General features: G+C 47.7%; 10 protein-coding genes. 4 read left to right on the forward strand and 6 right to left on the reverse strand.

Annotated elements, in window-relative coordinates; translation table 11 throughout:
- Positions 1 to 116: 116 nt before the first annotated feature.
- The 5 genes from QUB68_RS20555 to psbN form a co-directional block, all read right to left on the reverse strand.
- Entirely contained in the window at positions 117 to 1,040 is a 924-nt protein-coding gene (locus QUB68_RS20555) for a hypothetical protein (protein WP_332995908.1), read from the reverse strand.
- A 932-nt stretch (positions 1,041 to 1,972) separates the two neighbouring features.
- Complete coding sequence (locus QUB68_RS20560; RefSeq protein WP_332995910.1) at positions 1,973 to 2,884, reverse strand: MBL fold metallo-hydrolase; 912 nt, start codon at positions 2,882 to 2,884, stop codon at positions 1,973 to 1,975.
- 1 nt (position 2,885) lies between these two features.
- Complete coding sequence (gene aroC / locus QUB68_RS20565) at positions 2,886 to 3,986, reverse strand: chorismate synthase (RefSeq protein ID WP_332995911.1); 1,101 nt, start codon at positions 3,984 to 3,986, stop codon at positions 2,886 to 2,888.
- Positions 3,987 to 4,224: 238 nt separating this feature from the next.
- Positions 4,225 to 4,410, reverse strand: coding sequence for a hypothetical protein (locus QUB68_RS20570; RefSeq protein ID WP_332995913.1), 186 nt, complete (start codon positions 4,408 to 4,410; stop codon positions 4,225 to 4,227).
- On the reverse strand, positions 4,391 to 4,522 hold the full coding sequence (gene psbN, locus QUB68_RS20575; RefSeq protein WP_332995915.1) for a photosystem II reaction center protein PsbN: 132 nt from the start codon (positions 4,520 to 4,522) through the stop codon (positions 4,391 to 4,393). The genes QUB68_RS20570 and psbN overlap by 20 nt, the downstream gene beginning before the upstream one ends.
- Positions 4,523 to 4,736: 214 nt before the next feature.
- On the opposite strand from psbN, the gene psbH reads away from it, so the two are divergent.
- The 4 genes from psbH (at position 4,737) to QUB68_RS20595 (ending at position 6,265) form a co-directional block, all read left to right on the forward strand.
- Positions 4,737 to 4,940, forward strand: coding sequence for a photosystem II reaction center phosphoprotein PsbH (gene psbH / locus QUB68_RS20580; RefSeq protein WP_006633692.1), 204 nt, complete (start codon positions 4,737 to 4,739; stop codon positions 4,938 to 4,940).
- Between the two features lie 150 nt (positions 4,941 to 5,090).
- The gene (locus QUB68_RS20585) at positions 5,091 to 5,339 is read left to right on the forward strand and encodes a TatA/E family twin arginine-targeting protein translocase (RefSeq protein ID WP_332995917.1); all 249 of its coding nucleotides are present in this window, start codon (positions 5,091 to 5,093) and stop codon (positions 5,337 to 5,339) included.
- Positions 5,340 to 6,002 (forward strand): aminoacyl-tRNA hydrolase, encoded by a 663-nt coding sequence (gene pth / locus QUB68_RS20590; protein WP_332995919.1) that lies wholly within the window; start codon positions 5,340 to 5,342, stop codon positions 6,000 to 6,002. It abuts the gene before it with no gap.
- Complete coding sequence (locus QUB68_RS20595; RefSeq protein ID WP_332995921.1) at positions 5,999 to 6,265, forward strand: DUF3146 family protein; 267 nt, start codon at positions 5,999 to 6,001, stop codon at positions 6,263 to 6,265. The genes pth and QUB68_RS20595 overlap by 4 nt, the downstream gene beginning before the upstream one ends.
- Here QUB68_RS20595 and QUB68_RS20600 read toward each other — a convergent pair.
- Positions 6,262 to 6,600 (reverse strand): hypothetical protein (locus QUB68_RS20600; protein WP_332995923.1); only part of this gene is annotated, 339 nt, incomplete at its 5' end. The two genes, QUB68_RS20595 and QUB68_RS20600, sit on opposite strands and share 4 nt — an antisense overlap.

A 6,600-nucleotide genomic window follows, 5' to 3' on the forward strand; every position in this document is an offset into this window, starting at 1 on the left:
TTTTTTAGCCGATCGCCCAAAAGGCAAGCCGACCGAGCAGTGAATGCCCGATCGGCTAAAATCTTGTGTAGAGCGATTCACCCCGAGGGATAGCTGCGCCGCGCGTCCGCAGCCCTTTAAATGTGGAAGTGATACAAGATGCTGCCGTCGTCTTTAATTTCGCAATTGGCATTAAAGACTTCAGCTTGTTGGTTCAAAAAACGCTGAGCCACATCCGGCGACAGCCGCGTCTCCATCGCAAACCGCACCAGAGTGATTTCGCCGCTGCCTTCTTTGATCAGTCGGTACAAAGCACTTTGCAGCCTTTCGCTCTCTTCTCGCTGAAAAGCTGTTTTGTTCTGCCAATCCGCCACCGAAGGAATCAAACCGCGGCTGACCAAAATCGCCAACAGCAGGCCCACTCCCAAAATTAGAGGCACAGTCGGATCGCTCGTGGGCGTCGCCACAACTTGCGGCGCCTCTGCGGCAGCCAAACTGCTCACCATTTCTTTTTCCGAGGCTTGCGTATCCGCCATCGCCAGTTGAGTTTTGTTGTAAACGTCTTGCTGAAGCTTCATTTGCTCCAACAGGCGAGCGCGCTCTCTTTCGTATTGGTCGAGTTTTTGCTGAGCTTGTTTCAGGTCTTGAGTGACTTGCGCCAAGCGTTGGTTGAGCGACTGATTGACTGATTGCCACCGGTATCTATTAATCAGGCGGCTTTTTTCAACCATGCCCTTCATCAACATATCCGCCGTTTGCACTGCTTGTTCGCGATCGAGCGAGCGATACCCAACAGCAATCTCTAGCGGTTGTTCCGGCTTAGAAATCTTGACGCTAGCATTTTGTCGAACTTGCTGCGGCGACAGCTTAACAGCATCTGCCACTGCTTGGACAACATTATCTGCCAGCAGAACATCCGGAGTCAGTTGCTCTCCCTGCTTGAGAATTGTCGTGCCGGTGCTCGAAAATTTTACTGGCGGACTATTAGAGCCCAGAGTGCCTTGAGCCATGAATCCGGGCGGCGGAGCTAGGCGATAGGCAAGGGCCCCTGAAATACCCATAATTACAGCAAAACTGCCTAGGGCAATCCATCTGTATTGATTTGCTGAAGATCTAAAACGTAAATTTCCCATAGTGAATAGTCAAGTCATAACATATGCGGCCTGGCAGCTAGTCCTAAACCGTCTAGCGATGGTCTCTTTCTTTTTCTTTTGAGTGAAATTGACTGCTGAAAAATCACTCAGATTGTAGCGAAAAGCTTTCATATCGGCTTTTCAGAGTTGCCAATATTCATGTTTCCAAAAAAGCATCGTAGTTGTGTTTTATCGTAACTATAACCTCAGCTTTTATCTTGATAAATTACTACAAAAAGTTGCAGGCGCGACCAGGATTCAGGAAGTCTGCTGCCACCAGCAGAGCAGGATTGCTCTGCTGGTGAAATCTTGCAAAGCCTTGCCGTGTTTGTTGACAATTAAAACTTTCACCTGTAGAGCCTGTGGCAATCCTCCACTTATTTTACGTCTTGCTGGGCATCTTGCGGAAGCTATCGGGCAGATGCGTCGTTATTCGATCGCAGATAATGGTACGTCGCCATAAATTTTTACTTTAGTTTAGCAGCGACGTTAGTTGTGTCGCGGCACTTCGCAAAAGTCTGAGACCTTGCCTGCACTAGATACTTTTTCCCGCCGGCATATTTAAACCCTTGACAGTTGCACAAAGCCAAGCGATCGCGCCTACAGACTCGATCCGATCGAACGAAGGCAAACCCGATCGCCAACTGCTAATGCGTGCCCGATCTTCTCCAATAAGAGCGGGTCAAACAATCAAAAAAACCTTAAATATTATTCCTAAAAAGTTACTAGCCAAGAATTATACCACGCACTCAGAGAGTTTGCTACAAATAAAAAAAGTTGTGGAGCAGGCCGCGAGACCTGCTCCACATCAAATGATGGTTTGACAAAGGTACGATCGATCGACCGTTGACGGTCAATATTCAGAAGCCGATCGGCAAAATAAGACCCTCGCGGGCCATAACTGCCTTGGGAAAGGCGATTTGCACGTCTTCGGCGATGCGATCGAGAAAATCGTCAGTGTGAGCCGGATCGTGGTGAAAAATCACCACTCGTTTCACCCGGGCCTCCTTAGCTATTTTCACCGCTTCCTGCCAAGTCGAGTGTCCCCAACCCACCTTCGGAGATTTGGGGTTGTGATATTCCTCGTCGGTGTACATCGCATCGTAGATCAGCACATCAGCATCGAGGGCTAGATTATAAATATTCTCATCTAGTCGATCGGGAAAATGTTCCGTATCCGAACAGTAAACAACAGATCGGTCTTGCCAAGTCACCCGATATCCCATAGCAGTATTCGGGTGATTCAGAGAACCAGTCCTGATCTCAATATCGTCCAGCATCATCGTCTGGTTGTGATTGAGCTCATAGAAATTCAAATCTGCCTGCAAACCCATCAGCGGCACAGGCGAATTCGAGTGCAGCACCCGTTCCACAAAGTGCCTTTTCAGACAATCTCCATCCGGCGGAATCGCCCCATAAATATCAAAGCTATTGCCGCGGATAAAAGCTGGGGCGAACAGCGGGAACCCTTGAATGTGATCCCAGTGATAGTGAGTAAAAAACATATAAGCTTGCACGGGCATTTCTTCCAGCAACTGGTCACCCAGCATCCGCAAACCAGTTCCGCCGTCAAAAATCAAGCGTTTTCCACCGACTCGCATTTCCAAACAAGAAGTGTTGCCGCCGTAGCGAACCGTTTCCTGTCCGGGTGTCGGAACACTGCCCCGCACCCCCCAGAACTGCACTACAAAATCATCTATACCTGTTATTGCTTCGGAGGGTTGAGGGCAATCAACGGGATTTTCCATTACAGAGGACAAGCTGATTTCCATTTTAAAATTCAGACTTTAAGGTTCCACATTGTCCGTGATGGCGCAGCAGATGGTCGCACAACACTAAAGCTACCATTGCTTCCACCATTGGCACAGCTCTTGGCAAAACGCAAGCATCGTGCCGTCCTTTGGCCGCTAGCAGCGTTGCTTCGCCCTCTCGGGTAACTGTACGCTGCTGCTGCCGAATTGTCGCAGTTGGCTTGAAAGCCGCCCGCAGAATGATATTTTCACCGTTAGCAATGCCACCCTGAATTCCACCGGAGCGATTCGTTACTGTGCGAATTTCTCCTTGTTCATCAGTATAGTATTCATCATTGTGTTCGCTGCCCAAAAGCAGAGTCCCGGCAAAGCCCGAACCAATTTCAAAGCCTTTGCTGGCGGGTAAGGACATGATCGCTTTGGCCAAATCGGCTTCGAGTTTGTCGAATACGGGCATTCCTAAGCCTTTGGGTACGTTGCGGGCGACGCATTCGACTACACCGCCGATCGAATCTCCACTGTCGCGAACTTTTTCGATCAGTTCAATCATTTTTTCGGCGCATTCGGCATCTGGACAGCGGACGATGTTGCTTTCTACTTGTTCTAAGGTAACAGTGTCTGGGTCGGCGACGCATTCTAAGTCTTTGATACGTTTAACGTAGCCGACTATTTCGACTCCTGCTGCTTGGAAGAGAATTTTTTTGGCGATCGCCCCTGCTGCTACTCTACCAATAGTTTCTCTCGCCGAACTTCGACCTCCGCCTTGCCAGTTACGAATTCCGTACTTAGCATCGTAGGTAGCATCAGCGTGGGAAGGGCGGTAAGTTGTGGCCATTTCGCCGTAATCTTGGGGGCGAGTGTCTTGATTGCGGACTAAAATTGCGATCGGAGTTCCCAAGGTTTTGCCTTCAAACACCCCCGACAGAATTTCGCAGGTATCTGCTTCTTTGCGGGGGGTGGTAATTTTGCTTTGTCCGGGGCGGCGGCGATCGAGTTCCGCTTGAATTTCCGATGCGTCGATCGACACCAGGGGAGGACAACCATCAATTACTACTCCGACACCACCGCCGTGAGATTCCCCAAATGTCGATATCCGAAATAGATGCCCAAAGGTATTGCCCATGATGCTTTTGCGTGAAACTTGATTATTTTTACTTTAACTGGAAGATAGATTTTTCAAATATAGACTTACTGTATTCCTGAAGAATATAGCATTGACTGGCGGCGAACGGTCGATCGCAGCACAGAAGTTCGATCGCATCGGGGTAAAATAATATCTACGCAGAGAATTGGGAGAGGGAGAGAATTGGGAGAAGAGGAAAACTGTAAAAATCTCCCTTCTTCCCTATTCCATCCATCCGTTACATCCCGATCGCGTGCTCGTTGCCGAACTTCCATCCATCCGTTACATCCCGATCGCGTGCTCGTTGCCGAACCTCATTCCATCCGTTACATCCGTTAAAAAATCCGTTGCCGAACTTCCATCCATCCGTTACCTCCCGATCGCGTGCTCGTTGCCGAACTTCTTTAATCTTCGTGTTCTTCAAAAGGATCTCTCAATTCCTTAGCGGGAGGGCCAAAAGCCGTGTAAATCGAGAAGCCAGTCATTGCCACCAGACACATACCGAGAGAAATACCAAGAACTGCTGCTGGTTCCATATTTTTGATTTATGATGAGTGCTCAACCCCATAATATTACAAAAAATCACATTTTGTCGGAAAATCTAGTAATTTTAGGCGCAGTACGGTATGGCAGCAGCGAGCCCCACTTCCGCTTCTCCCAGTCCCCCTGCCGCATTTCTGAGAAATTGCGATCGCAATTAGGGGTGAAAATATGTCAAACTTTTCTGTAGAGATTCATTGCAGGTTATTTATGGCACAACGGACTTGGTTAGGAGATATACTCAAACCCCTTAACTCAGAATACGGCAAGGTAGCCCCAGGTTGGGGAACCACCCTATTGATGAGCGTTTTCATCGGACTGTTTTTCGTGTTCTTGTTGATTATTTTGCAAATCTACAACTCTTCCCTGATTCTAGAGAATGTGGATGTCGATTGGTCGAGTCTCGGCCGCTAAAAATTGAGCAGCGAAAATTAAGACTAACAGTAAAAGCTGAGGGTAGAGGAGAAATGGTAAAAGCTAAGTTTTCCCATTTTCCCTTGCCCTTTCCCGTTAGTGCCTCGTAATTAAATGCTAACTAATTAAACAAATTGCAGGAGAAAATAAATGAATATTTTTGGCATTGGTTTGCCGGAAATGGCAGTAATTTTTACCATCGCCCTGTTGGTATTCGGCCCGAAAAAATTACCAGAAATTGGTCGGAGTTTCGGGAAAGCACTTCGGGGTTTTCAGGATGCTTCGCGGGATTTTGAGTCGGAGTTTACGCGGGAAGCTAAGCAGTTAGAAGAAGCAGTCGCCAACAAGCCGGAACCAGAAAAACTCGCGGCTGCTAAGGAAGATACCGCAGATAGTTAAATGAACAACACTCAGAAGTCGGAAACTCCAGCGGAGTTAGTGATTCCCCAGCTAATTGTGGGTTTGGGGAATCCAGAACCAAAGTACGATCGCACGCGACACAACATCGGCTTTAATGCAGTAGATGCTTTGGCGAAAGCTTGGCAGATTTCATTGTCGGAAAACCGCAAATTTCAAGGCATATTCGGCGAGGGAAATCGGCCGCGGGGACAGAAAATCCGGTTGCTGAAACCGCTGACTTACATGAATTTGTCCGGCCAGTCGATTCGGGCGGCCACAGATTGGTACAAAATACCTCCACAGTCCGTATTAGTAGTATACGATGATATGGATTTGCCGATCGGGAAAATGAGAATGCGACTTGCCGGTTCAGCGGGCGGGCACAACGGCATGAAATCGGCAATTGCTCATTTGGGCACAGACAAATTTCCCAGATTGCGGATTGGCATCGGCAAACCTCAAAGCGATCCTGCTAAAAATGATAAAGATACGATTTCCTTCGTGTTAGGAAAATTTTCCTCAGAGGAAAGTCAGTTATTAGAAAAAGTGCTCAAACTGGTTAGAGAAGCTGTGGAACTTAGCCTCCATCAGGGAGTAGAAAAATCCATGAGCCTTTACAATAGTCGCACGATCGCAGCCACAAACACGGAAACAAAAGGGTGAGTTCGAGACCTTTGCCTGAAACTACTGCATACGTCCGGGTTACGGGTCAATCTTGGCAAAAAGGCACGATTGAAGGTGAAGTAACTGCCGGCGGCTTTGAGTGGCAGTTTCAGTGGCGTTTTCGGGAAGAAAAAACACTAATTCTTGAGCCTTCTCAGGGTAGGGCATTGATTCAGGAACCGCTGCACCGTTTTCTAGAAAAATGGGATTATCAGCTTGAACCAGGGGGGGATTATTCGTTTACAGTTCGGGCTGAGTTTTAATCGTCAGAAACCGGGTTTTTACCAAAGACTGGACGGCAACACCCTAAAACTATGAAAAACCCGGTTTCTTTGGCCTTGATGCTACGAACTAAGAAACCGGGTTTTTTCCGAGATTTATGATTTTTAACAACTATTGTCGTAAAAAACCCGGTTTCTTGCCCCCGTGCATAATACACGCCTAAAATTGTGATTGCGAAGCTGGTTTCTTTGGCCTTGACGCTACGAACTAAGAAACCGGGTTTTTTCCGAGATTTATGGTTTTTAACAACTATTGTCGTAAAAAACCCGGTTTCTTGCCCCCGTGCATAATACACGCCTAAAATTGTGATTGCGAA

Source organism: Microcoleus sp. A006_D1 (genome assembly GCF_036702805.1).
Taxonomy (GTDB): domain Bacteria; phylum Cyanobacteriota; class Cyanobacteriia; order Cyanobacteriales; family Microcoleaceae; genus Microcoleus.